The following is a 387-nucleotide window of genomic DNA, read 5'->3' as shown; positions in this document are numbered from 1 at the left end:
CTAAGGAGTACGGACCGGGCGCAAGCGGTACTGGCGTTCGAGAACGGAATGCACCTGCCCCAACCCACAAGAGTGCCCCGCGACCTGATTCAACCATACACCATCGAGCGGAACGCCCATCTCGGGCCGGTCCCCCGGGAGGTGGCGTAGCACCCTATTCACCGCGCGACAGTAAAGCCGCACAGGCTATGGCGACACTGCCACGCGCGCTTCAAGAGTTCGTGGCAAACGGGGAAACGAGTCCCGGCTCCGAGTCCCGTAGCCATGCAGGCGGCCAACTGAAGGCAGGCAGTGGCACACTGGCCAAGTCCATTCTGCACGATGTGCCGGGTGCTTTGGAGAAGATGGGTTTGCTACAACAGCTTGTTGGGGAGAACGCAGATGGCG

1 protein-coding gene is annotated in these 387 nt (G+C 62.0%); it reads left to right on the top strand.

The genetic code is table 11. The annotated features are described in order from the left end of the window. Positions 1-188: 188 nt before the first annotated feature. On the top strand, positions 189-387 hold a 199-nt coding region (locus tag AC1RO3_RS08765; protein WP_481764043.1), incomplete at its 3' end, for a hypothetical protein.

This window comes from Dellaglioa sp. CoH-57-MRSF-19 (assembly GCF_056781975.1).
This window is presented reverse-complemented; position numbering and strand designations above follow the sequence as displayed.